Below are 23,776 nucleotides of genomic sequence, written 5' to 3'. Positions count from 1 at the left end.
CGGTTAGCCCGCGAAACCCTCGCACTGGTTCTCGTCCGCTATTGGTGTATGATACCAGCCAACAGCATAGGGCCGGTCGCCCCTCCAAACGGTTCCAAAGATCCAACCGTTCCAGTCCAGATGCCCCATCATCACGTTGTCACCCTGACGTATGGTTCCTGTCTTGGTGGCCGTTTCCCATGGGGCAGAATATAGTGTTTGCACCCGATCACGATATCCAATGCACACTGAAACGTCACCATCCGTCACGGGCTGGAAATCCAGTTGCTTGCGCAATTCAAGGGCAGGTAAATCAAGCTCTCGTTGGCTGGTGTCGATATGGCATGCATCGTAAAACCCGCCAGGATCGCCCTGCTCCAGTTCCCGTATCGCGGTGATCTGCTCCGAAACCTCGGCGGAGAGCTATGCCCAAAAGTTGGTGACGCAGTAATCAGGCGGCATGTTTTTCCTGCTTGATCCCGTCCTTAAATTCAACCCCTTCGATGATTTCCGGCAATCGGAATGCGCCGTCGAGTTTACGCCATTTCTTCTTTGCCGACATCATCAGGCGGAAGGTCATTGCCAAGGCGGTCTTGCGCCCGAGGCAGCCTTTGGTCTTCTTCGTTCGGTGCCGCACGGTGGCAAATATGCTTTCGATGGGGTTGGATGTGCGGATGTGTTTCCAGTGCTCGGCAGGGAAGTCGTAGAAGGTCAGCAGCACGTCCCGGTCCTTGGTCAGCTTCCCCACGGCACGCTCGTATTTCACGCCATAGGCTTCGATGAAGAAATTGAACGCGGCCTCGGCGTCCCGTTTGTTCTCGGCCATCCAGATGTCCTGTAGATGGCCCTTGGCTTTGGCTTGCAGCGACTTCGGCATGGCATTCAGGACGTTGCCGGTTTTATGCACCCAGCAGCGCTGCTCCCGGGTCTCACCGAACACCTCCCGCAAGGCGTTCCAGAAGCCGAGCGCGCCATCACCAACGGCCAGATCAGGGGCTTTTCTGAGGCCACGACGTTGCAAGTCCAGCAGCAGTTCACGCCAGCTCTGGCTGCTTTCTCGATACCCGTCCACGAGGCCCAGAACATCCTTGTTACCCCACTCGTCCGCGCCGATGATCACCAGCATGCATTGCTTGTCAGCATCCGTGCGCGGCTTGAAATAAACCCCGTCGGCCCAGAAATACACATAGCGTTTGGCCGACAGGTCACGCCGGTTCCAACGCTCGTATTCTGCCCACCACTCCGCCTTCAGGCGCGAAATCGTGCTCGATGTCAAACCACCCGCATCAGGCCCCAGAAGGGCCGCCAGTGCTTCGCCGAAATCACCCGTGGAAATACCTTTGAGATAGAGCCAGGGCAACAACTCCTCGACCGACTTTGCCCGGCGCAGATACGGCGGCAGAAGCGTCGAGGTGAACCTGATCTTCTCCGCCCCCGTGCCACGATCACGCACCCGAGGCACATTCACCGGGACAGGGCCGATCCCCGTCATCACCTCGCGCTCCGGCAGGTATCCGTGGCGAACAAGGCGCTGGCGACCGGCCGAATCCCTCAAATGCGCGTGTTGCGCCATCAGATCACAAACCTCGGCCTCGACCGCCTGTGCCAACAGATCCCGCGCGCCTTTGCGCAAGATATCCGTCAGCGGATCAGGTGAAATTCCGGCTGGATCGGTAAACTCCAAAATAGTATCGTCTTCCATGTGGCATATCCTTTTCTCTCTGAGAATCGCGGCGCGTCAACACCGCCATGATATGCCACCCAATCACCCCATCACCAACTTTCGGGCATTACTCTTTGGGGGCACCAGTTATCCAACCACCAACATATTTGTATTTCCCGGGTGTGGTCAGCGTGCCTTGCCCGTTAAAGGTGCCGTCACGGAAATCGCCTTCATAAACCAACCCATTGGAATAATGGGCCACCCCTTTGCCATCTGGTACGCCATCCAGCCAGTTGCCTTCATAGATGCCGCCATCGGCATATGTCATTTTGCCTTGACCGTTCGGCAGATTGTTCTTGTAATTGCCTACATAGACCGAGCCATCGGGATAATGCTCTTCACCATTGCCTTGCATCACGCCATTGACCCAACTGCCGGTATAAACCTGCCCGTCCGCACTGGTGAACGTGCCTTTCCCGTGGCGCTGGTCATCCTTGAAATCACCCTCATAAACCGAGCCATCTGGATAGGTGATTTTCCCTTTGCCATTGCGCTGGTTCGCCTTGAACTCACCGGAATAAACCGTGCGGTCCAGCAGGGTCAGAACTCCGGTGCCATCGAATTTGTCATCCTTCCAGTCACCATCGTAACTGGTCCCGTCTTTGGTTCTAAGCGTGCCTTTACCCTCGCGGTTCCCTTTTGACATGGTTCCTTCAAAAACCGATCCATCGGGGTAGACAATTTTCGCCAACCCTTCTTTTACCCCGTTGACCCATTCGCCCTGATAAACCAGTCCACTGGGGCTTTTCATCGTGCCTTCACCGTGACGCAGGCCATTGCGAAATCCGCCCTCGTACTGGGCGCCGTTGGGATAGACCCATATCCCGTTACCGGTTATCTGCGCCTCTACCCAGTCACCCTCGTAACTACTGCCATCGGGAAACAGGATCTTGCCAAACCCGTCCGGCTTCCCTTTGACGAAGGACCCTGTGTAAATTGATCCATTCTGGAATTTCGCAGTTCCCTGACCACTGGCATAACCCTCGACCCACTCGCCGCTATATTCATAGCCATTAGGCAGGCGGTAAGTGCCGGTGCCGTGCCGTTTGCCATCCAGAAAGGTTCCTTCATAAAGGCCGCCATCTCCATACTGTTTGGTGATAACCTCGGTCGTGTTCTGGCTGTACCCTGCGCCAGGCAGGCCGAGGGACAGAGCCACCCCGACCAATGCCACCTGCATTTGCGTCTTTGCTGCTTTCACCTTGAACACATCGGCCCCCTATATCTGTTGTGTAGGAACCTAGTAGAGCCCCGCCGCCCTGACAATGTCTTTTGCGCTTCAAGGCTTCCACTCGGGCAGAACTCTGCTAATAAAACCGGTGTGAACAAAGGAAATGCACGCATGTCTGACAAATTCCGCCTGACCCTTGCCCAATTGAACCCCACTGCGGGGGCTTTGGACGGCAACGCCGCCAAAGCCCGCGATGCGTGGGAACAGGGGCGCGAAGCTGGCGCCGATCTGGTTGCGCTGCCGGAAATGTTTATCACCGGCTATCAGGTGCAGGATCTGGTGATGAAACCCGCTTTTACCGCCGACGCCATGCGCCACATCGAACAACTTGCCAAGGATTGTGCCAATGGTCCTACACTGGCAATTGGCGGGCCCTATGCAGACGGTGACAAGCTGTATAACGCCTATTACATCCTTCAAGGCGGCAAGATCATCCGCCGTGTGTTGAAACACCACCTGCCCAACGAAACCGTATTTGACGAAAAACGCCTGTTCGACAGCGCGGAACCGGCCGGCCCTTACAGCATCGACAATATCCGCATCGGCTCCCCTATTTGCGAGGACGCCTGGCACGAGGACGTGGCCGAAACCCTGACCGAAACCGGCGCCGAAATCCTGCTGATCCCCAATGGCTCACCCTATTTTCGCAACAAGCTGGACGTGCGCATGAACATCATGGTGGCGCGGGTGACAGAAAACGACCTGCCGCTGGTCTATCTGAACATGGTTGGCGGGCAGGATGATCAGGTGTTTGACGGGGCGTCCTTTGTGTTGAACCCCGGCGGGGAGCTGGCGCTGCTGCTGCCCCCCTTTGAAGAGGTCGTGACACATGTTGATTTCACCCGCGAGGCCGACGGCTGGCGCGCGGTCAAAGGCGATCTGGCCCCGCAACCGGATGAGTGGGAGCAGGATTATCGCGTGATGGTCGAAGCCCTGCGCGATTACATGCGCAAGACCGGGTTCAAAAAGGTATTGCTGGGTCTGTCCGGCGGGATCGACAGCGCCATTGTGGCAGCCATTGCCGCCGATGCCCTGGGGCCGGAAAATGTGCGCTGTGTTATGCTGCCGTCGGAATACACCTCGCAATCGTCACTGGACGATGCACAGGAAATCGCCGAAAATCTGGGTTGCCGGTATGATTTCGTGCCAATTTCCGAAGGGCGTCAAGCCATCACCAACACACTTGCCCCCCTGTTCGAGGGCACCGAAGAAGGATTGACCGAAGAAAACATCCAGTCCCGCCTTCGGGGATTATTGCTGATGGCCTTGTCCAACAAATTCGGGGAAATGCTGCTGACCACGGGGAACAAATCCGAGGTGGCTGTGGGTTATGCCACCATCTATGGTGATATGGCGGGCGGATATAACTCTCTGAAAGACATGTATAAAACCCGCGTGTTTGAAACCTGCCGCTGGCGCAATGCCAACCACCGCGACTGGATGGCAGGACCGGCTGGCGAAGTAATCCCGCCGCGTGTAATCGACAAGCCCCCCAGTGCCGAACTGCGCGAGGGCCAGCGCGATGATGACAGCCTGCCCCCCTATGACGTGCTGGATGCGATCCTGACGGGTCTGGTGGATGACGAAAAATCGGTCGCCGGGCTGGTCGCCGAAGGGTTTGATCGTGCTGTGGTGAAGAAGGTCGAACATCTGCTATATATCAGCGAATACAAACGCTTCCAGTCCGCCCCGGGCCCGCGCCTGACCATGCGATCTTTCTGGCTGGACCGGCGCTATCCGATTGTGAACCGCTGGCGGGATCCCACATGATCAATTTCCGGTTTTCATCTGCGCTACAAAACCACAAGGCAGCATAGAGCAAGCCATCCTATTTGCCTTGGCGTACCTGTCAAATAAACCATATATTGCCAACAAGGCCGCGATTGCGTAGAAATGGCGTTCATTGGCAGGGCGCAATTCAATTTTTAGCAGAAATGCTATAATCTGGTTACATTATGACAATTGGAAAATTACCAGATGCAAAGCCGTTTACAATTCCTTTCGTGATATCTTTCACGACAATAGTAACTGTATATATTCTGTATTGCCTGGGCGGATTAATAGCGAAATCCATTTGGGGGCTTCCCTTCTATTTTGGAGCTATGCCCAAAAGTTGGTGACGCAGTAATCAGGCGGCATGTTTTTCCTGCTTGATCCCGTCCTTAAATTCAACCCCTTCGATGATTTCCGGCAATCGGAATGCGCCGTCGAGTTTACGCCATTTCTTCTTTGCCGACATCATCAGGCGGAAGGTCATTGCCAAGGCGGTCTTGCGCCCGAGGCAGCCTTTGGTCTTCTTCGTTCGGTGCCGCACGGTGGCAAATATGCTTTCGATGGGGTTGGATGTGCGGATGTGTTTCCAGTGCTCGGCAGGGAAGTCGTAGAAGGTCAGCAGCACGTCCCGGTCCTTGGTCAGCTTCCCCACGGCACGCTCGTATTTCACGCCATAGGCTTCGATGAAGAAATTGAACGCGGCCTCGGCGTCCCGTTTGTTCTCGGCCATCCAGATGTCCTGTAGATGACACTTGGCTTTGGCTTGCAGCGACTTCGGCATGGCATTCAGGACGTTGCCGGTTTTATGCACCCAGCAGCGCTGCTCCCGGGTCTCACCGAACACCTCCCGCAAGGCGTTCCAGAAGCCGAGCGCGCCATCACCAACGGCCAGATCAGGGGCTTTTCTGAGGCCACGACGTTGCAAGTCCAGCAGCAGTTCACGCCAGCTCTGGCTGCTTTCTCGATACCCGTCCACGAGGCCCAGAACATCCTTGTTACCCCACTCGTCCGCGCCGATGATCACCAGCATGCATTGCTTGTCAGCATCCGTGCGCGGCTTGAAATAAACCCCGTCGGCCCAGAAATACACATAGCGTTTGGCCGACAGGTCACGCCGGTTCCAACGCTCGTATTCTGCCCACCACTCCGCCTTCAGGCGCGAAATCGTGCTCGATGTCAAACCACCCGCATCAGGCCCCAGAAGGGCCGCCAGTGCTTCGCCGAAATCACCCGTGGAAATACCTTTGAGATAGAGCCAGGGCAACAACTCCTCGACCGACTTTGCCCGGCGCAGATACGGCGGCAGAAGCGTCGAGGTGAACCTGATCTTCTCCGCCCCCGTGCCACGATCACGCACCCGAGGCACATTCACCGGGACAGGGCCGATCCCCGTCATCACCTCGCGCTCCGGCAGGTATCCGTGGCGAACAAGGCGCTGGCGACCGGCCGAATCCCTCAAATGCGCGTGTTGCGCCATCAGATCACAAACCTCGGCCTCGACCGCCTGTGCCAACAGATCCCGCGCGCCTTTGCGCAAGATATCCGTCAGCGGATCAGGTGAAATTCCGGCTGGATCGGTAAACTCCAAAATAGTATCGTCTTCCATGTGGCATATCCTTTTCTCTCTGAGAATCGCGGCGCGTCAACACCGCCATGATATGCCACCCAATCACCCCATCACCAACTTTCGGGCATTACTCGCTGCCGCACGATCCGGCAGTCTGATCACCGCCAGAAACGCGCTGGATCAGGGGCGCGAGGTGCTGGCGGTGCCGGGGCATCCGTTCGATGCCCGCGCCTTTGGCTGCAACGCATTGCTGCGGGACGGGGCAACGCTGGTGCGATCCGCCGAAGATGTGATCGAAGCGATCGGCAAAGAACAGGCCGCCCAACCGGCGCCAACACCGAAACAGCCCCCCAAGCCCGAACGCAGCCTAACGGATACCTCGAAATTGCATAGCGAGATCCTTTCACGGCTTGGCCCCAGCCCCGTGGCCGAAGACCAGTTGATCCGTGATCTGGAATTGCCCAGCCAAAAGGTGGCGCCTGAATTGCTGAACCTTGAACTGGACGGCAAAATCATCCGCGCGCCTGGCGGATTATTGTCGCTCGCGAATTAGGGTCAGGACCTGTTAAACCCAAAGACGCTGCCAATAACTTTGATGCCTCCGGCGGGGATATTTGGACCATTTGGAAGGGGTTCAGGCCGGTCTGTATCAAGAACAAATTCCATCCCCCATTGACATTTGATCCGATCCCCCCTCTTTTGCGCCGCCATTAGCTCTGTTTCTGAGTCGAGAGGAATTTCATGCCCGTCGTCGTTGTCGAGTCCCCTGCCAAAGCCAAAACCATCAATAAATACTTGGGGGATGACTATACCGTTCTGGCCTCGTATGGGCACGTTCGCGATCTGCCGCCAAAGGACGGATCGGTCGATACGGAACACGATTTCGCGATGAAGTGGGAAATCGGATATGATTCCCGAAAGCATGTCAAAGCCATCGCCGACGCCCTGAAAGATGACAACGAACTGATCCTCGCAACCGACCCTGATCGCGAAGGGGAAGCAATCAGCTGGCATCTGGAAGAAGCGCTGCGCAAGCGCAAATCGATCAAGAAAGACACCCCCGTTTCCCGCGTGGTGTTCAACGCCATCACCAAGTCTGCCGTGACCGAGGCGATGAAAAACCCGCGTCAGGTGGATATGCCGCTGGTCGAGGCCTACCTTGCCCGCCGCGCGCTGGATTATCTGGTGGGGTTCAACCTGTCGCCGGTTTTGTGGCGCAAACTGCCCGGCGCGAAATCGGCCGGACGGGTGCAATCGGTCTGCCTGCGCCTGATTGTCGAGCGCGAGATGGAGATCGAGGCCTTCAAGGCCCGCGAATACTGGAGCGTCAAAGCCGCCCTGACCACCCCGCGCGGGCAGGCCTTCGAGGCACGGCTAACCCATTTGGCCGGCTCAAAACTGGACAAATTCGATCTGGAAAACAGCACAGCCGCCGAATTGGCCGTGCAGGCGGTGAACAGTCGCGATCTGACGGTACAGAAGGTCGATGCAAAACCGGCCAACCGCAATCCGTCTGCCCCCTTTATGACCTCGACCCTGCAACAAGAGGCCTCGCGCAAATTCGGCTTTGGTGCGCGCCAGACGATGAGCACTGCCCAGCGCCTGTATGAAGCCGGTTACATCACCTATATGCGGACCGACGGCATCGACATGGCCCCCGAGGCCGTAACCGCCGCCCGCGCCGAAATCGAAACCCGCTATGGCAAGGATTATGTCCCCGCCAAACCGCGCATCTACAAGAACAAGGCCAAGAACGCGCAAGAGGCCCACGAATGTATCCGCCCGACCGATATGTCGGTGGACGCGGGCAAACTGGCGCGGCTGGAGGCGGATCAGCGCAAGCTGTATGATCTGGTCTGGAAACGCACGCTGGCCAGCCAGATGGAACAGGCCAGCCTTGAGCGCACAACCGTTGATGTGGGCAGCGATGACGGGCAGGTCGTTTTGCGTGCCACCGGTCAGGTGGTTTTGTTTGATGGGTTTATGCGCGTCTATGAAGAGGGCCGCGATGATACGGTGGTGGATGACGACGACAAGCGTCTGCCGCAGGTTTCCGAGGGCGACGCGGTTGACAAATCTTCAGTCACCCCCGAGCAACATTTCACCCAACCCCCGCCCCGCTTCACCGAGGCAACCCTGGTCAAGCGCATGGAAGAGCTGGGCATCGGTCGCCCGTCAACCTATGCGTCCGTCATCACCACGATTCAGGACCGCGAATACGTTCGCAAGGAAAAGAACCGCCTGTTCCCCGAGGACAAGGGGCGGATGGTGACGGTTTTCCTGCTGAATTTCTTCCGCAAATATGTCGGCTATGAATTTACCGCAAATCTGGAAGAGGAACTGGACGACGTTTCCGCCGGCAACCGCAATTATAAAAACGTGCTGGACCGGTTCTGGAAAGATTTTTCCGCCGCGATAGCCGAAACCAGCGAATTGCGCATTTCCGAGGTGCTGGACAAGCTGGACGAAGCATTGGCGCCGGTGCTGTATCCGCCGCGCGAAGACGGGTCCGATCCGCGCATCTGCCCGCTGTGTGGTGAAGGCAAACTGCATTTGAAAACCTCGCGTAGTGGCGGTTTTGTTGGCTGTGGCAACTATCCCGAATGTCGCTATACCCGTCCGCTGGGCGGGGAAAATGGTGAAAATGGCGATCGTGTTCTAGGCATGGATGGCGAGGATGAAATCTCGCTTCGCTCGGGCCGGTTCGGCCCCTATGTGCAGCGCGGCGAAGTCACCGAGGACAACAAAAAACCGCCACGCGCCAGCCTGCCCAAGGGCTGGTCAGCCGAGGATATGACGCTGGAAAAGGCACTGACATTGCTAAGCCTGCCGCGTTTTGTGGGTGCCCACCCCGATGGTGGCAAGGTGGAAACCAACATTGGCCGTTACGGGCCTTATGTGTTGCACACCACGGTGGACGAGGATGGCAAGGAACAAAGACTCTATGCCAACATTCCCGATGTGGAAGAGGTGTTCACTATCGGCATGAATCGCGCAGTCGAAGTGCTGGCCGAGAAAAAAGCCAAGGGCGGCGGACGCGGGCGCACCGCAGCCAAGCCTTTGAAAGAACTGGGCGAACACCCCTCCGAAGGCGGCCCCGTCAACGTGATGGACGGGCGTTACGGGCCATATGTGAAATGGGCCAAGGTCAACGCGACCCTGCCAAAGGACGTGGAACCGGCAGATGTAACCATGGACATGGCGGTAGAACTGATCACCGCAAAGGCCGCGAAAAAGGGTGGGCGCAAGAAGGCGGCACCGAAGAAAAAGGCAGCGGCCAAGAAGAAACCGGCAGCGAAAAAGAAGCCCGCGGCCAAGAAAAATCCTGCTGCCAAAAAGAGTTAATGCCATGACGCCCCGGACATGTTCCGGGGCTTCTTTTTTGTGAAGCGGCGCAAAACCGGTTTTCCCGCCATCACCCAGATTGACTCTTGCCCCGTCCCCCGTCACACATCGTTGCAAGTGACACAAATATCGGGGGTCCATTCATGAACAAGATTTACGCATCCGCTGCCGAGGCGCTGGATGGTTTGCTAAAGGACGGAATGTTCATCGCGGCTGGCGGGTTTGGCCTGTGCGGTATTCCGGAATTGCTGCTGAATGCCATCAAGGACGCAGGCGTCAAGAATCTGACATTTGCATCCAATAACGCTGGTGTGGACGATTTCGGTATCGGTATTTTGTTGCAAACCAAGCAGGTCAAAAAGATGATGTCCTCCTACGTTGGGGAAAACGCCGAATTCATGCGCCAGTATCTAAGCGGCGAGTTAGAGCTGGAATTCAACCCGCAGGGCACTTTGGCCGAACGGATGCGCGCCGGTGGCGCCGGAATCCCCGGATTTTACACCAAAACCGGTGTGGGCACGGTGATTGCCGAGGGTAAGGAGCACAAGGATTTCGACGGCGAAACCTATATTCTGGAACGCAGGATTGTCGCCGATCTGTCAATCATCAAGGCATGGAAAGCCGATGAAACCGGCAACCTGATTTTCCGCAAAACCGCGCGCAATTTCAACGTCCCCGCTGGTAAATGCGGCAAAATCTGTGTGGCCGAGGTCGAGGAAATTGTACCGGTGGGCAGCCTTGACCCCGACCTGATCCATATGCCCGGCATTTATGTTCACCGCATTATTCAGGGTGACCATGAAAAACGCATCGAGCAACGCACAATTCGCGAAGCATAGGAGGGCAGGATGAGCAAAGAAAACCAACCAAGCGAAGCCCACATAAAGCGCCGTAACGACATTCCATCACAGTTTTATGACTGGATTATCGAGGCCCGAAAATTGGTTGATGCGCATTTCCCCAACGAGGTTTCCTCGGCCCATAACGCGATGGTCATTGAAACGGCAAAGTCCATGATGATGATGCACAAGCTGGGCGAAATCGAGATGGCAATCAATGATATTGTTTTCGAACTAGATGATCGGGAGGAGACCTGAACATGGCATGGGACCGCAATCAAATGGCTGCCCGCGCAGCACAGGAACTGCAGGATGGCTGGTATGTGAACCTTGGCATCGGCATCCCGACGCTTGTGTCCAACTATATCCCGGACGGGATCGAAGTGACCCTGCAATCTGAAAACGGTATGTTGGGCATGGGGCCTTTCCCCACCGAGGATGAAATCGACCCCGATCTGATAAACGCCGGCAAGCAGACCATCACCGAACTGCCACAAACCGCCTATTTCGACAGCGCCGAAAGCTTTGCCATGATTCGTGGCGGCAAAATTGCCATGGCAATTCTGGGCGCGATGGAAGTCGCCGAAAACGGTGATCTGGCCAACTGGATGATCCCCGGCAAGCTGGTCAAAGGCATGGGCGGCGCGATGGATCTGGTGGCGGGTGTGGGCCGTGTGGTGGTGGTGATGGACCACACCAACAAACACGGTGTCAGCAAGTTGTTAAAGGAATGCACCCTGCCGCTGACCGGCAAGGGCGTGGTGGACCGGATCATCACCAATCTGGGCGTGCTGGATGTGGTCGAAGGCGGATTGAAGGTGGTCGAGCTGGCCCCCGAAGTTACGCAGGAACAGATAGAAGCCGCGACCGAAGCAACGCTGGTATAAGCCGATATTTACCTGAAAAACCAAAGCCCCGCTGCAATTGCGGGGCTTTTCGCGCTTTCAGGGTCACTTTATCACAAAACCGCCACAGCATTGTTCCCTTTTGCGAAACAGCTTCATATTCTCGCCCCAATTAAAGCCTAGATCGCGGTTAATGGATATGACACGCACAACCCCCGAACCAGTCCCCCTGCCCCGCCCCGCGCGGCGCTGGAAGGATGTGCTGATTCTGGGCGGGTTGTTCGCGCTGATGCTGGTGGGGCTGCTCGGTATGGCTGCCGCGACGGGCTGGGAAGAAACCCGCGCGCAACTGGCCAAGCTTTCGCTATCCTATATCGCGATTTTGTTCGGCCTGTCGCTGCTGAACTACCTGCTACGCGGATTGCGCTGGCATATGTTTGCTCGCCGGTTGGGCCTGCCCACCGGATTGTTGCAGGATATGCGCCATTTTCTGGGCGGGTTCGCGATGAGCGTCACGCCGGGCCGTGTGGGGGAACTGGTGCGGATGCGCTGGCTGAAACGCGAAACCGGTTGGGCAGTGGAACGGACAGCACCGCTGGTGCTGATGGATCGGGCCTCGGACCTTGCGGCGATTGCGGTCATTCTGGGGGTGGCATTGTCAATGTCCACCCGCGGCATTGCGGGGGCTGTGCCGGTTGTGGTGGTGTCGATCATCGTCGCCATCATCGCCACACGCCCCGCCCTGCTGACCCGTCTGGTGACTTATATGTATAAGGCCACAGGCCGCTGGCCGCGCCTGTTTGGTCGCGTGCGCATGGCGGCCCGTTCCCTGAAACAGTTTTCAAACGCCCCCGTAATGCTGGCCGCACTGGCGCTTGGATTGGCCGGATGGCTGGCCGAGGGATATTCCTTTTATCTGCTACTGGGTTGGCTGGGGGCAGATGTGGGCCTGTGGTCCGCCGTTGGCATTTTCGTATTCGCAACACTTGCCGGTGGCGCCACGGGTTCACCCGGCGGGGTTGGCGGGGCCGAGGCGGCGATGGTCGCCCTGCTGCATATGGAAGGCGTGCCGCTGGAAATCAGCCTGCCCGCCACCGCAATCATCCGGATCACAACCCTGTGGTTCGCCATCGGCATCGGGCTGCTTATTTTCCCGTTTGCCGAACGTATTTCTGTAAGGACACAACATGCGCTGGAAAACCGCTGATTATACCGGCTGGGGCCGGGTTCACAGGGCAACGGGGCAACTGGCCCGCCCCGAACGCGAATCGACGCTTGAGGCCTTTATCGCCGAAGACCCATCACCCGCAATCGGCATGTGCCGCTCGTATGGCGATACCTGCCTGAACGACGGCGGCCGCGCGATAGACATGACGCGGATGGATCGGGTTCTGTCATTTGATGCCAAAACCGGCGTGATCGAGGTGGAAGGCGGCTGTCAGATCGGCGAGCTTGCCCGCCTGTTTGCGCCCCAAGGCTGGCTGCCTGCTGTAATGCCCGGCACGGGATTTGCTACTGTTGCAGGCTGTATTGCCAATGATGTGCATGGTAAAAACCACCATGGCATCGGCAGTTTCGGTCAGCATGTGGTCAGCATAACCCTGCTGAACGGCGACAAGAAACAGGTGATCAGCCCCAAACGTAGCGCGGGCCTGTTCAAGGCGACCGTTGGCGGTTTGGGCCAGACCGGTGTGATCGCCAGCGCCAAATTGCAGATGATCCCCTGCAAGGGCGATGTGATGATGGTGACCGAACGCCGGATCGAGGGCTGGGACGAATTTCTAGAGGCGCTTGACGGCTCCAAAGCCACTTATACGGTGGGCTGGATTGACGCCACGGCCAAGGGCGATGATCTGGGGCGCGGTATTCTGGAAGAGGGCGAAACCGGCGCGGGGCTGGTGCCTAAGCCGAAGAAATCGCGCTCGATCCCGTTCAATGCGCCGGGGTTTGCCCTGTCCAAACTTGTGGTGCGGCTGTTCAACAAACTTTACTACAGCCGCGTGCCCAAATCAGGGCGCACCACGGTGAAACCGATTTCCGAATTCTTTTTCCCGCTGGATGCGATCCATGACTGGAACCGTCTTTATGGCAAGCGCGGCTTTCACCAGTTTCAATGTGTGGTGCCGATTGCACAGGCCGACGCCCTGCGCGAGATGCTTGAGATAATTGCCAATTCCGGCCTTGCCTCACCTTTGGCTGTTTTGAAACGCATGGGCGATGGGCGCGGTGGCTATATGTCGTTCCCGATGGAAGGCTACACGCTGGCGGTTGATTTCCCGAACCGCTCTGGCGCCGAGGATTTGATCCAGTCGCTGATCGACATGGCCCAGGCCGCAGGCGGGCGGATTTACCTGGCCAAGGATTCGATTGCCACGGGGGCGCAGGTGAAACCGATGTATCCCGAATTTGCCGATTTTCTGGCCGAGGTGCAAAAAGCCGATCCTGACGGGCATTACACCACCGACATCATCCGCCGACTGGATCTGAGGAGCAAATCATGAGCGAGACCTGGATCATATTGGGGGCCACATCATCAATGGCCAAGGCGTTTGCGCGGGCCGTGGCGGAACGGGGCGACGGGGTGTTGCTGGCCGGTCGCGACATGGACGATCTGAAACGCAGTGCGGCCGATTGTGCCCAACGCGGCGCGCCAGTGGCCGAAGCGGTCAAGTTTGACGCCCGCAAACGCGAGAGTTTTACGCCGATCTACAAGCGGGCCTTACGCGAGGACGGGATGATCAATGTCGCCGTATTCGTTGGCTCGATGCCGCCGCAAGAGGATATCGACGCTGACCCGTCGCTGATCGAAGGTGTGGTGAAGGACAGCTTCACGGGGCCTGCGGAATTCCTGCAAGGGATTGCGCCGGAAATGGAAGCGCGCGGCGGGGGCTGCGCGGTTGGTGTGGGATCCGTCGCGGGGGACCGCGGGCGGATCGGCAATTATGTTTACGGCGCGGCCAAGGCGGGGTTTGCCACTTATCTATCCGGTCTGCGCAACCGTCTGACGCGGGCTGGTGGCCATGTGGTGACGGTGAAACCGGGGTTTGTCGATACCGGCATGACCTGGGGGATCGAGGGGATGTTTCTGGTCGCCACACCCGAAAAGGTGGCGGCGGATATTCTGAAGGCCGTGGATAAAAAGCGAAACGTGATCTACACGCCGTTTTTCTGGCGCTATATCATGCTGATTATCCGCTCTATTCCCGAATTCATCTTCAAGAAGATGTCGATCTAGGCCCCAAAGAGATTCTATGCCTCCGGCGGGGATATTTGAAGAACGGTAATAGGGGGAACCTCTAAAAATCCCCCAAAATCCGGCCTGACGGGGTAGAATCGTCATCAGGATGAAAATGATTCGACCGACGGGGTTTTGTCATGGGTCAGATGGGATTTTTTGATCTTTCCAGCCGATACGCGGGACTGGACAAATCTGGTGATCCGCTGGTGTTGCTCAACGACATGGTGCCGTTCGAGGATTACCGGGACGAGCTGAAGGCCATATGGCGCACGCCGCCCGAACAGCGCAAATCCAACGCTGGCCGCCCGCCTTGGGATGAGGTGCTGATATTCAAGACGATGGTTTTGCAGCAGCTCTACAACCTCTCTGACGATCAGATCGAGTATCAGATCCGCGACCGCCTGTCGTTCATGCGGTTTCTCGGCCTTGGCATTGAAGACAGCGTACCTGACGCCAAGACCATCTGGGCCTACCGTGAAAGGCTGGCCGGGGCCGGGAAGATGAAGGAGCTGTTTGACAAGTTCGATGCCTTTCTGCGCGAAAAGGGCTATCTGGCGATGGGCGGGCAGATTGTTGATGCGAGCATCGTTCCGGCGCCGCGCCAGCACAACAAAAGGGACGAGAACGAGAAAATCAAGGCGGGCGAAACGCCTGAAGAGTGGGAGGAAAAACCCCACAAGAAGCGCCAGAAGGACGTGGATGCGCGCTGGACGAAGAAGCACGGCAAGAGCTATTACGGCTACAAGAACCACATCAATGTCGACCGGCGGCACAAATTCATCCGCGCTTATGATGTCACCGATGCCGCCGTGCATGACAGCCAGGCGCTTGCCGGTCTGATTGATGCGAGCAACACCTCATCGGACCTGTGGGCCGACAGCGCCTATCGCTCGCAAAAGATCGAAAGCGAGCTGGAAGAGCGGGGGCTTCACAGCCATATCCATCACAAGGGCAGGCGCGGCAAGCCGCTTGGCGAGCGCCAGCAAAAGGCCAACCGGAGGCGCTCGAAAGTGCGGGTCCGGGTCGAGCATGTATTCGCTTTTCAGGAGCGCTCCATGGGCGGCAAGCTGATCCGCTCCATCGGCCTGAAGCGGGCGCGATTTCGCATCGGGATGATGAACCTGGTCTACAACATGAAGCGCTTCGTCCAGTTCGAATGCGGCCTGGCGGCGCCGGGATAAGGGTTCATGGGGTGAGGTGTGCCTGAAATACCCAAAACCGGCTTGAAACCGGTGAAAATGGGTTTATGATCCGAAGCAATCAGGCGGGACAGGCGAAAAACCGTCCACCCCGCCGCGAAGAAGGCGAAAACGGGAATTTACAGAGGTTCCCTTTAGTCTAATCGTAGCAAACCCGGTAACGCAACAATATATGCGAATATGTTTCCCGGGTTCTGGGCCTTGTCCGAAGCCCCATCCGCCCCCGTCATCACCCGCACCGAGCCGAGCTGGTCCGTGTGCAGATAAGTCGCCGCCCCCGCCGCCGGACCCCCCGCCTTGTGGCTGATCCGAACATTAGGATGCGGGTAGAGCAGGATTTCCTCGGAGGTTGCCCCTTATTTTGGGACAGGACGAGCTGCCGCCTACGTGGCTGTCGCCGCCGTCAGGGGTGAACTATGCGGTTGTGTTGCTAGGGGAGACTGTCCGCCGGATCGGTGTGGTGAAGTGGTCCCGAAAAATTGGACAGGTAGTGTCGCGAGTTTGGTGGAAATTCGAGGACGGCGTAATCTCCGGGTGCATCGAAGCCACCCAACCGGCGGCTGGAACCGCCAAGGAGATCACGCCATGACAAAGAATACAGCAACATCGACATCCGCGCTACTGGCCAATGAAGCAGGCTATGACCCGATTGAAGACCGGCTGCGCCAGAACATCCGCGCGACGATCGAGGCGGTTTTCGAAGAGGAGCTGGAGCAGTTTCTGGGCCGTTGCCGGTATGGCCGCAGCGGCGGGGCAAAGGCCGGATACCGCCACGGGCATCGCGAGCGGCAACTGGTCGGAACATTTGGAACCGAAACGGTGCGCGTGCCGCGTGCGCGGATCACAGGCGAGGCCGGCAAGGCCAGAGAATGGCGCTCGAAGGCATTGCCCCGCTACCAGCGGCTGACGAAGAAGGCCGAGGCGCTGATCGCTGCTGTCTACCTTTCGGGCACCAACACACGGCGGGTAAAACGCGCCCTGTTCGGCCTGTTTCAGGGGGCGGTCAGCAAGGATGTGGTGAGCCGCGCCTGGCGCAAGGTGAAGGTGGACTGGCAGGCGTGGTGCGCCCGCAGCCTTGCGGATGAAGACATCGTGCGGCTGATCCTGGACGGCACCGTGATCAAAACGCGGATTGACAGGAAGGCCACCAATATCTCGGTTCTGGCCGCGATTGGCGTGCGCCGGGATGGGCAGAAGGTCTTGTTATCACTGATGAACATGGGCGGCGAAAGCACCTCCGCCTGGCGTCAGTTCATCAACGATCTGGATGCGCGCGGGTTGAAACGGCCCGAATTTGTCATCGTGGACGGGGCACCGGGACTTGAGGTCGCTCTCATTGCCCTCTGGGGTGAAGATCTGCCGATCCAGAGGTGCACGGTGCACAAGCACCGCAACCTTCTGGCCAAGGCACCCAAGCGTATGCATGATGAGTTGACAGAAGATTACCGCGACATGATCTACGCCAAAACACCCGAGGAAATCGCCACCCGCCGCAAGGCATTTCTGCGAAAATGGCGGCTGAAATGCAAGGCCGTCGCTGACAGCTTGGAAGAAGCAGGAGATAAGCTTTTCACCTTCACGCGTCTGCCACAAGGCCAGTGGAAATCGGCCAGAACGACAAATGCGATCGAACGCCTGAACGAGGAATTCCGCCGCCGCATCAAGACCCAGACCGTGCTGCCATGCGCCGAGACCGTGCCGATGCTGCTTTGGGCTCTGATGGCCTCGGGGCAGATCGTCATGCGAAAGGTCGATGGCTGGGAAACGCTCGCTCAGCCCGTCGCCGACGCAACCCTTGACCAAGCCGCCTGACCGGCGCATAACTCAACCCGCTCGGAGGTGCCTGAAATCAATTTCCACCACTTTCGAGATACAACCCACCAGCCAGTGCGGCAGGATTCATCGTGACCACAAAATTGATACTGGCGTCAGAAAAATCCACAGCGCGTAAATTGGCAATGCGGGCGGTGATATCACGGCCAAGGATATTCACCGTTAACATGTCGCCGATTTTCAGGCCGATTTCGTTTGCTTCTTCCTCGGCAAAACTGATCAGGGGCGGGCCGGTGTAATCGGCGGGCCACCATTCGCCCTGCGTGATACGAGAGTTCTTCGGCGGGTTCTCGGCATAGGTAATGCCGCGATCTCCTCTGATCACCCAGTGGTCTCCTGCGACCTCTGCGGCGGGAATATCATTGATGCGGGTGATCACGCCGCGCAGCATTGGGGCAGCGTCCACTTGGGTAACGCCAGCGTTAGAGCGCGCAAGGGTCAGGAATGGTTCCAGCTGATCCTTCTGGATATCGATAAAGAAATAGGCAGGCGCAATCGCAGGCAGATCGCGGGCGATTGCATTGCGCAGGTTGGTGTCGATCTGGCCGATGGCGGCCAGCACAGTCAGGCCCAGACCCAGTGACAGCACCACCGGCACGGCTTCGCTGCCAGGGCCACCGATTGCGCCAAACGCAAGACGCAAAGCAGGCTTGCCGCGCACCCATTTCGAGCGCCCCATCCAGCCTGCTAGTCTGCGTAGGCCCAATGCGGCCAGCATCAACAGCAATAGGGCTGCAACAATCCCGCCTGTTGCCCAAAGTGCCAATTTTGGAATTTCGGAAAATCCTGTGATAACGCCAATCAGCGATGCCAAAACCAGCCCCGTTATTAAGACATACCGGCGACGGGGCCATGCATTGACACGGCCAGCCGCGTCACGAAACAGGCTGGCCGCGCGGATATCACGGGCCTTGGCCAGTGGCCACAGGGTGAACAGGATCGCCGTTAGAAACCCGTAAACCGCAGCCTGAAACAGCGGCTGAATATGCAGGGTGAAATCGGTAGGGATCGGCAACGCCGCCGAGATAAGCGGAGAGAAAGCCAGTGGCACCAACGCCCCGAACGCCACCCCCAGACCGACCCCCAGAATGGTCAATACCCCGATCTGGATCATATAGACCTGAAATATGGTACGCCCGTCTGCACCAAGCGTTTTGAGCGTGGCAATGGTGGCGGTTTTACCCCCGAGATACGAGCGCACCGCCGCCGAAACCCCAACCCCGCCAACGGCCAGACCGGCAAGGCCGACGATGACCAGAAACGAGGCGATCCGCTCGACAAACAGCTGGATACCGGGGGCACCGTTGCGGCTGTCACGCCAACGCAGGCCACGGGTGCTGAACTGCTCCTCGGCTTGGGATTTCAGCTGATCCAGATTGGCGTTTTGCGCCAGTAACATCCGGTAATGCACTTTGAACAAGGATCCAGGTTGGATCAGGCCGGATTGTGCCAACGCTGTCGTTGCAACAATGGTGCGTGGACCCAGGCCAAAGCCGCTGCCGGCACTGTCAGGTTCGCGGATCAACGCCGCTGTAAGGCGAAATTCTTGTTCGCCCAACCGGAACCGGTCGCCAATCGTCAGGCCCAACCGGTCAATCAGGATCTGTTGTATCACCGCACCGGGTAGTGCGTCTTTTACGGCCAGTGCTTGGCCCAGCGGGATATCCGGTTTCAAAACGATCGCGCCATATAAAGGGTATGCATTATCAACGGCTTTGACCTGTGTCAGACCGGTTTCAATCGTCTCGCCCCGCTGGACCACCACCATCGAGCGAAAGTCGATGATTTCGGATAGGGCATTTGCTGTGTTCGCCAGCCACGCCTGTTCCTCGTCGCCCGCTGATCGGTGGGTAAAGGAAACCTCGGCGTCCCCGCCCAGTATCGTTGCGCCCTCTTGTTGTAACCCCTGTTCAATGCTGACACGCACCGTGCCAACGGCTGCAATCGCGCCGACCCCCAACAACAGACATGTCAGAAATATGCGAAACCCCTGCAATCCGCCGCGCAATTCGCGCCGCGCGATGCGTGTGGCAATCGACAGGCTCACTCGGCTGCCTGTTGGCGGGTTTCGGAATCAATACGCCCGTTGCGAAGCCGCACAATCCGGTCGCAGCGTGCAGCTAGATCAGCGGCATGTGTGACCAGTATAATTGTCGTACCGTATTGCTCGCGCAATCCCAGCATGGCGTCGATGATCGATGCGCCTGTGGTTTCGTCCAGATTGCCGGTTGGTTCATCCGCCAGTAATATTTCAGGGCGCGTGGCCGAGGCGCGCGCCAGTGCAACCCGCTGTTGCTCGCCACCCGACATTTGCGACGGGTAATGGTCAATCCTTGCGCCCAAGCCCAATGCATTCAATTCGGCTTCGGCCCGCTCAAACGCATCCACAACCCCCGCCAGTTCCAGCGGGGTGGCGACATTTTCCAGCGCGGTCATTGTTGGAATAAGGTGGAAAGATTGAAATACTATGCCCATATGATTACGACGAAAGCGGGCAAGCGCGTCCTCGTTCATATCGGTCAGGTTCTGGCCAAGCGCGCGCACCTCGCCAGCCGTGGCCTGTTCCAGACCACCCATCAACATCAGGAGAGACGATTTGCCAGACCCCGATGGCCCAACCAAACCCAGCGTTTCACCGCGGGCAACGTCCAACGATATATCGTGTAGAATTTCAACCACACCAGCATTGGCTGAAAGGCTAAGCTGGACGTCTTTTAGGGTAAGGATTGTCTCGGACATAGCCGCCATTCTTTATGAAAGTGCTGCCTTTGTATATGGGGCATGTGGGCGCCGCTTCAAGTTGCTGCTGGCTATATTCTTCCTATGCCTCCCATCGGCAATGGTAGCGGAACCTGTTGTTATTGCTGCTCTTGGTGACAGTCTGACCCAAGGCTATGGATTGCCGCGCAAAGACGGTTTTGTGCCTCAGTTGGAAAACTGGTTGAAAGCACAAGGTGAAGATGTGCGCATCCTGAACGCTGGCGTGTCAGGGGACACAACGGCAGGCGGTTTATCTCGCATTGACTGGACACTAACCCCGGATGTGCAGGGGCTGATTGTAATCCTGGGCGGCAACGACATTTTACGTGGCATTGACCCCGCAACAAGCCGCGCGAACATCGCTGCAATCCTGAACGTTGCCAATAATCACGAATTGCCTGTGATGTTGGTCGGTATGCCAGCACCAGGAAATTTTGGATCAGATTACAAAGCCCGGTTTAACGCAATGTACCCCGAACTGGCCAAAGATTTCGGGGCTCTGTTTGTAGCAGATTTTTTGCTCCGCTGTTTGAAGGGTCCGCTACAATTCCGGCACAAAAATACATGCAAGCAGATGGTATTCACCCCAATGCATCCGGTGTAGGGAAAATCGTTGAAGTGATCGGTCCTGTGGTGCAATCGTTGATATTGCTTGCCCGCAAGCAATAAATTGAACGATTTGGTGATGCGACACCGGTAATTGTGCCAGTCCGGGTTTCCGACAGGGCAAAACTGGTGTGATCCGCCACCACGATCAAATCACAAGAAAACAACAGCACAAGCCCACAACTGCAGGCAATGCCATCCACCGCATCCCCGTCAGCTTCGGCTTTCAAATCCCGGCCGGGGCAAAGGGCTTTGTCGCCCGCCCCTGTAATGATGGTCACACGCAAACCGGATCATCACGAAAACCGGCAAATACCTACCCCATTGATCCGGCGATGTCATGCAACAGTTCCGTCAACATCCAGCCTGCGCAGGTGTCCGAATGTATCCGGTCAAGATTCTTCTTGGACACGGAATCCTTTCTATCAGCCAAGAGAGCACGCACATCATGAAGCTTTTGGCGTGCTTGGGCGAGTGTGACATCGGGATATTTCCCATGTGACAACAATCGCTCTTTCCCAAGGTGCCGGTATTACTGCTGCCAGAGTTTTGATCCGTTGGGTCTCGCAAGCGAAAACAGTCCACTACCATCGGCCAGTTTACAGGATTTTTCCCGGCTTTTTGCTTTTGTTGATCTAAATTCGGACAATTGCATTTGGGGGTATTACCCCTACCGATACCCCCAAATAGCTGTGAAATGGGGGTATTGTATATTCAGCTATGGGGCCGCGATTATAGATAAATCACTGAAATACAATTGATTTTGGGCTGATATGAGCATGTATGAGAAGATTTTTTGGTGCCCAGGAGAGGACTTGAACCTCCACGCCCGTAAGGACACTAGCACCTGAAGCTAGCGCGTCTACCATTCCGCCACCTGGGCAGGTGTCGTAGGGGCGAATTATAGGGACTCGGGGGGGGTGTCAACGGGAGAAACAGTATTTTTTCGCTGCATCATCTTGGCTTGTCCCCCGGCCCTTAAAAAGCTATTGAGAAAACAACAATTGATCGGAGGTTTCACCATGTCCAAACTTGTCACCATATACGGCGGGTCCGGTTTTGTCGGACGATACATTGCGCGGCGGATGGCCAAAGCGGGCTGGCGTGTGCGTGTCGCGGTGCGTCGTCCTAACGAGGCATTGTTCGTGCAGACCTACGGTGTGGTCGGGCAGGTCGAGCCGGAATTATGCAACATTCGCGATGACGCCTCGGTGCGGCATGCGATGCGTGGTGCGGACGCGGTGGTGAACTGCGTAGGGATTCTGAACAATCTGGGCAAGAACAAGTTTGACGCGGTTCACCACGAGGGGGCCGAGCGGGTCGCGCGACTGGCATCGCTTGCGGGTGTCAAGCGGCTGGTGCATCTGTCGTCGATTGCGGCAGATGTGGACAGTGATAGCAACTATGCCCGCACCAAAGGTTTGGGCGAGCAGAGCGTCAAAACCTATTTCCCCGATGCAACCATCCTGCGCCCGTCTGTGGTGTTTGGGGTCGAGGACCAGTTCTTTAACCGGTTTGCCAAGATGACAACATTTTCGATGGTTCTGCCGGTGGTGGGTGGCAATACACTGTTTCAGCCGGTTTATGTCGATGATGTTGCCGCGGCTACCGAAGTTGCCCTGACTGGCGCTGTGCCCACAGGTGTCTATGAATTGGGCGGACCGGAAGTGGATACGTTAAAGGGGCTGATCCATTTTATGCTGAAAGAAATCCAGCGCCGCCGTTTGGTGGTGAATCTGCCGTTCTGGGTCGGGTCTGTCATGGACTTTGGTTTTGATATGATGCAGGCGGTTTCAGGGGGGCTGATTCCCAACACGATCCTGTCGCGTGATCAGGTGCGGTTGTTGAAACATAACAACGTGGTGTCCGAAGGGGCGCGCGGGCTGGCGGATCTGGGGATCAAGCCGACACCATTCGAGGCTGTTGCACCGGAATACCTGTGGCGGTTCCGCCCATCGGGCGAATATGCCTCGATCAAGGAATCAGCCAAGAAGCTTCGCAAAGCCTAGTCCATTTAAGAGGTTCCTATGACTGACAGCACCACGCTGGTTTCATTGTTTCTGGGGGTGCTGGAAGGGTTGACCGAATTCCTGCCGGTATCCTCGACCGGCCACCTATTGTTGGCGGGCCATTTTCTGGGGTTTGAATCGGCGGGCAAAACTTTCGAGGTGGTGATCCAGCTGGGGTCGGTTCTGGCGATCCTGACGATCTATTCGGGCAAGCTGTGGCATGTGTTTCGCACTGCACCAAATGATCCACAATCGCGCCGGTTTATCATGTCGATCCTGATTGCGTTTATGCCTGCGGTGGGGATTGGCGTATTGGCGCATGATTTTATCAAAGAAGTGTTGTTTGAAACGCCCATGCTGATTGCAATTATGCTGATTCTGGGCGGGATAATCCTGGTATGGGTGGACCGTCTGAAATTGACCCCGCGGTATCATGATGCGATGCGCTTTCCTCTGGGCATGTCGCTGGCAATCGGCTTTGCACAAACTCTGGCGATGATTCCAGGGGTTTCGCGATCGGGATCAACGATTGTGGCGTCGCTGTTGATGGGGGCTGACAAGCGTGCGGCGGCTGAGTTTTCATTCTTTTTGTCGATGCCGACAATGGCAGGCGCCTTTGCCTATGATCTATACAAGAATCGTGATGTTCTGGATGCTGGCGCGCTGAATGAAATCGCCATCGGTTTTGTTGCGGCCTTTGTTACGGCCGTTTTTGTGGTTAAGTGGTTGCTGGGATATGTCAGTAAAAATGGCTATGCCTTGTTTGGCTGGTGGCGAATTATTGTAGGCGGCGCGGCGCTGTTGGGGCTTGTTTTTGTTGGGTAAATAA

At 57.0% G+C, this 23,776-nt stretch carries 20 protein-coding genes, 1 tRNA gene and 2 pseudogenes; 14 read left to right on the top strand and 9 right to left on the bottom strand.

What is annotated here, in order from left to right; all coding sequences use genetic code 11:
* Nucleotides 1-3: 3 nt before the first annotated feature.
* The 3 genes from ACQY4M_RS14490 to ACQY4M_RS14480 form a co-directional block, all read right to left on the bottom strand.
* The gene (locus tag ACQY4M_RS14490) at nt 4-318 is read right to left on the bottom strand and encodes a DUF4453 domain-containing protein (RefSeq protein WP_428545643.1); all 315 of its coding nucleotides are present in this window, start codon (nt 316-318) and stop codon (nt 4-6) included.
* 112 nt (nt 319-430) lie between these two features.
* On the bottom strand, nt 431-1,681 hold the full coding sequence (locus ACQY4M_RS14485) for an IS256 family transposase (RefSeq protein WP_428539230.1): 1,251 nt from the start codon (nt 1,679-1,681) through the stop codon (nt 431-433).
* Between the two features lie 88 nt (nt 1,682-1,769).
* Complete coding sequence (locus tag ACQY4M_RS14480) at nt 1,770-2,903, bottom strand: 2-isopropylmalate synthase (RefSeq protein WP_428545486.1); 1,134 nt, start codon at nt 2,901-2,903, stop codon at nt 1,770-1,772.
* A 141-nt stretch (nt 2,904-3,044) separates the two neighbouring features.
* On the opposite strand from ACQY4M_RS14480, the gene ACQY4M_RS14475 reads away from it, so the two are divergent.
* A complete protein-coding gene (locus ACQY4M_RS14475; RefSeq protein WP_428545483.1) occupies nt 3,045-4,703 on the top strand; it encodes an NAD+ synthase in 1,659 nt (552 codons plus the stop codon).
* 358 nt (nt 4,704-5,061) lie between these two features.
* Here ACQY4M_RS14475 and ACQY4M_RS14470 read toward each other — a convergent pair whose 3' ends face one another.
* Entirely contained in the window at nt 5,062-6,312 is a 1,251-nt protein-coding gene (locus ACQY4M_RS14470; protein WP_428545480.1) for an IS256 family transposase, read from the bottom strand.
* Nucleotides 6,313-6,406: 94 nt separating this feature from the next.
* Between ACQY4M_RS14470 and ACQY4M_RS14465 the strand changes: the two are divergent.
* The 10 genes and pseudogenes from ACQY4M_RS14465 to ACQY4M_RS14420 form a co-directional block, all read left to right on the top strand.
* Nucleotides 6,407-6,826 (top strand): annotated as a pseudogene (locus ACQY4M_RS14465) (DNA-processing protein DprA); the annotation flags it as partial.
* A gap of 188 nt (nt 6,827-7,014) precedes the next feature.
* On the top strand, nt 7,015-9,618 hold the full coding sequence (gene topA / locus ACQY4M_RS14460; RefSeq protein ID WP_428545477.1) for a type I DNA topoisomerase: 2,604 nt from the start codon (nt 7,015-7,017) through the stop codon (nt 9,616-9,618).
* Nucleotides 9,619-9,761: 143 nt separating this feature from the next.
* Nucleotides 9,762-10,457: a CoA transferase subunit A gene (locus tag ACQY4M_RS14455; protein ID WP_428545474.1), complete on the top strand. Its 696-nt coding sequence runs from the start codon at nt 9,762-9,764 to the stop codon at nt 10,455-10,457.
* Nucleotides 10,458-10,466: 9 nt separating this feature from the next.
* Complete coding sequence (locus tag ACQY4M_RS14450) at nt 10,467-10,715, top strand: hypothetical protein (protein WP_428545471.1); 249 nt, start codon at nt 10,467-10,469, stop codon at nt 10,713-10,715.
* Nucleotides 10,716-10,717: 2 nt separating this feature from the next.
* Entirely contained in the window at nt 10,718-11,344 is a 627-nt protein-coding gene (locus ACQY4M_RS14445) for a 3-oxoacid CoA-transferase subunit B (RefSeq protein WP_428545468.1), read from the top strand.
* 157 nt (nt 11,345-11,501) lie between these two features.
* Complete coding sequence (locus ACQY4M_RS14440) at nt 11,502-12,509, top strand: lysylphosphatidylglycerol synthase transmembrane domain-containing protein (RefSeq protein ID WP_428545465.1); 1,008 nt, start codon at nt 11,502-11,504, stop codon at nt 12,507-12,509.
* Complete coding sequence (locus tag ACQY4M_RS14435; protein WP_428545462.1) at nt 12,490-13,803, top strand: FAD-binding protein; 1,314 nt, start codon at nt 12,490-12,492, stop codon at nt 13,801-13,803. Before ACQY4M_RS14440 ends, ACQY4M_RS14435 begins: the two co-directional genes overlap by 20 nt.
* The gene (locus ACQY4M_RS14430) at nt 13,800-14,537 is read left to right on the top strand and encodes an SDR family NAD(P)-dependent oxidoreductase (RefSeq protein ID WP_428545459.1); all 738 of its coding nucleotides are present in this window, start codon (nt 13,800-13,802) and stop codon (nt 14,535-14,537) included. The genes ACQY4M_RS14435 and ACQY4M_RS14430 overlap by 4 nt, the downstream gene beginning before the upstream one ends.
* 140 nt (nt 14,538-14,677) lie before the next feature.
* Nucleotides 14,678-15,721, top strand: a complete 1,044-nt coding sequence (locus ACQY4M_RS14425; protein ID WP_428539227.1) for an IS5 family transposase — start codon at nt 14,678-14,680, stop codon at nt 15,719-15,721.
* A gap of 603 nt (nt 15,722-16,324) precedes the next feature.
* The gene (locus ACQY4M_RS14420; RefSeq protein ID WP_428539582.1) at nt 16,325-17,551 is read left to right on the top strand and encodes an IS256 family transposase; all 1,227 of its coding nucleotides are present in this window, start codon (nt 16,325-16,327) and stop codon (nt 17,549-17,551) included.
* Nucleotides 17,552-17,588: 37 nt separating this feature from the next.
* On the opposite strand, the gene ACQY4M_RS14415 is transcribed toward ACQY4M_RS14420, so the two are convergent.
* Nucleotides 17,589-19,619, bottom strand: a complete 2,031-nt coding sequence (locus ACQY4M_RS14415; protein WP_428545456.1) for an ABC transporter permease — start codon at nt 19,617-19,619, stop codon at nt 17,589-17,591.
* On the bottom strand, nt 19,616-20,251 hold the full coding sequence (locus ACQY4M_RS14410) for an ABC transporter ATP-binding protein (protein ID WP_428545453.1): 636 nt from the start codon (nt 20,249-20,251) through the stop codon (nt 19,616-19,618). The genes ACQY4M_RS14415 and ACQY4M_RS14410 overlap by 4 nt, the downstream gene beginning before the upstream one ends.
* Here ACQY4M_RS14410 and ACQY4M_RS14405 point away from each other — a divergent pair.
* Nucleotides 20,169-20,936: an arylesterase gene (locus tag ACQY4M_RS14405; RefSeq protein WP_428545450.1), complete on the top strand. Its 768-nt coding sequence runs from the start codon at nt 20,169-20,171 to the stop codon at nt 20,934-20,936. The two genes, ACQY4M_RS14410 and ACQY4M_RS14405, sit on opposite strands and share 83 nt — an antisense overlap.
* On the opposite strand, the gene ACQY4M_RS14400 is transcribed toward ACQY4M_RS14405, so the two are convergent.
* The 3 genes and pseudogenes from ACQY4M_RS14400 to ACQY4M_RS14390 form a co-directional block, all read right to left on the bottom strand.
* A complete protein-coding gene (locus ACQY4M_RS14400; protein ID WP_428545447.1) occupies nt 20,914-21,219 on the bottom strand; it encodes an enoyl-CoA hydratase-related protein in 306 nt (101 codons plus the stop codon). The two genes, ACQY4M_RS14405 and ACQY4M_RS14400, sit on opposite strands and share 23 nt — an antisense overlap.
* Before the next feature lie 35 nt (nt 21,220-21,254).
* Nucleotides 21,255-21,458: pseudogene (locus tag ACQY4M_RS14395) on the bottom strand (Arm DNA-binding domain-containing protein); the annotation flags it as partial.
* Between the two features lie 277 nt (nt 21,459-21,735).
* Nucleotides 21,736-21,821, bottom strand: a tRNA-Leu gene (locus tag ACQY4M_RS14390).
* A gap of 139 nt (nt 21,822-21,960) precedes the next feature.
* Between ACQY4M_RS14390 and ACQY4M_RS14385 the strand changes: the two genes are divergently transcribed.
* Together ACQY4M_RS14385 and ACQY4M_RS14380 are read left to right on the top strand one after the other, a co-directional pair.
* A complete protein-coding gene (locus ACQY4M_RS14385; protein ID WP_428545444.1) occupies nt 21,961-22,947 on the top strand; it encodes a complex I NDUFA9 subunit family protein in 987 nt (328 codons plus the stop codon).
* 18 nt (nt 22,948-22,965) lie between these two features.
* Nucleotides 22,966-23,772 (top strand): undecaprenyl-diphosphate phosphatase, encoded by an 807-nt coding sequence (locus ACQY4M_RS14380; protein WP_428545441.1) that lies wholly within the window; start codon nt 22,966-22,968, stop codon nt 23,770-23,772.
* The last annotated feature ends 4 nt before the right edge of the window (nt 23,773-23,776 follow it).

Origin of the sequence: Profundibacter sp., from assembly GCF_965277155.1 — a bacterium.
Classification (GTDB): Bacteria; Pseudomonadota; Alphaproteobacteria; order Rhodobacterales; family Rhodobacteraceae; genus Profundibacter.
The sequence above is the reverse complement of the archived record's forward strand: the minus strand, read 5'-3'. Positions and strand labels throughout refer to the sequence as shown.

Excerpts from the sequence above, each read along its gene's own strand:
- ACQY4M_RS14485 (WP_428539230.1), bottom strand. The coding sequence starts at position 1,681 with ATGGAAGACGATACTATTTTGGAGTTTACCGATCCAGCCGGAATTTCA.
- ACQY4M_RS14475 (WP_428545483.1), top strand. The coding sequence starts at position 3,045 with ATGTCTGACAAATTCCGCCTGACCCTTGCCCAATTGAACCCCACTGCG.
- ACQY4M_RS14470 (WP_428545480.1), bottom strand. The coding sequence starts at position 6,312 with ATGGAAGACGATACTATTTTGGAGTTTACCGATCCAGCCGGAATTTCA.
- topA (WP_428545477.1), top strand. The coding sequence starts at position 7,015 with ATGCCCGTCGTCGTTGTCGAGTCCCCTGCCAAAGCCAAAACCATCAAT.
- ACQY4M_RS14455 (WP_428545474.1), top strand. The coding sequence starts at position 9,762 with ATGAACAAGATTTACGCATCCGCTGCCGAGGCGCTGGATGGTTTGCTA.
- ACQY4M_RS14450 (WP_428545471.1), top strand. The coding sequence starts at position 10,467 with ATGAGCAAAGAAAACCAACCAAGCGAAGCCCACATAAAGCGCCGTAAC.
- ACQY4M_RS14445 (WP_428545468.1), top strand. The coding sequence starts at position 10,718 with ATGGCATGGGACCGCAATCAAATGGCTGCCCGCGCAGCACAGGAACTG.
- ACQY4M_RS14440 (WP_428545465.1), top strand. The coding sequence starts at position 11,502 with ATGACACGCACAACCCCCGAACCAGTCCCCCTGCCCCGCCCCGCGCGG.
- ACQY4M_RS14435 (WP_428545462.1), top strand. The coding sequence starts at position 12,490 with ATGCGCTGGAAAACCGCTGATTATACCGGCTGGGGCCGGGTTCACAGG.
- ACQY4M_RS14430 (WP_428545459.1), top strand. The coding sequence starts at position 13,800 with ATGAGCGAGACCTGGATCATATTGGGGGCCACATCATCAATGGCCAAG.
- ACQY4M_RS14425 (WP_428539227.1), top strand. The coding sequence starts at position 14,678 with ATGGGTCAGATGGGATTTTTTGATCTTTCCAGCCGATACGCGGGACTG.
- ACQY4M_RS14420 (WP_428539582.1), top strand. The coding sequence starts at position 16,325 with ATGACAAAGAATACAGCAACATCGACATCCGCGCTACTGGCCAATGAA.
- ACQY4M_RS14385 (WP_428545444.1), top strand. The coding sequence starts at position 21,961 with ATGTCCAAACTTGTCACCATATACGGCGGGTCCGGTTTTGTCGGACGA.
- ACQY4M_RS14380 (WP_428545441.1), top strand. The coding sequence starts at position 22,966 with ATGACTGACAGCACCACGCTGGTTTCATTGTTTCTGGGGGTGCTGGAA.